Source organism: Pseudomonas sp. EA_65y_Pfl1_P113, from assembly GCF_963970525.1.
Classification (GTDB): Bacteria; Pseudomonadota; Gammaproteobacteria; order Pseudomonadales; family Pseudomonadaceae; genus Aquipseudomonas; species Aquipseudomonas tritici.
This window is the reverse complement of record NZ_CAXAQM010000738.1, coordinates 1-255: the sequence shown is the minus strand read 5'-3', so window position 1 is coordinate 255 and position 255 is coordinate 1. Positions and strand designations below refer to the sequence as shown.

The window sequence follows — 255 nt, the reverse complement described above, 5'->3', positions numbered from 1 at the left end:
AGTGTCAGTATTAGTCCAGGTGGTCGCCTTCGCCACTGGTGTTCCTTCCTATATCTACGCATTTCACCGCTACACAGGAAATTCCACCACCCTCTACCATACTCTAGTCAGTCAGTTTTGAATGCAGCTCCCAGGTTGAGCCCGGGGATTTCACATCCAACTTAACAAACCACCTACGCGCGCTTTACGCCCAGTAATTCCGATTAACGCTTGCACCCTCTGTATTACCGCGGCTGCTGGCACAGAGTTAGCCGG

1 rRNA gene is annotated in these 255 nt (G+C 51.8%); it reads right to left on the bottom strand.

Going from position 1 to position 255, the window contains the following annotated elements:
• A 16S ribosomal RNA gene (locus AACY52_RS31970) occupies positions 1 to 255 on the bottom strand; the annotation flags it as partial.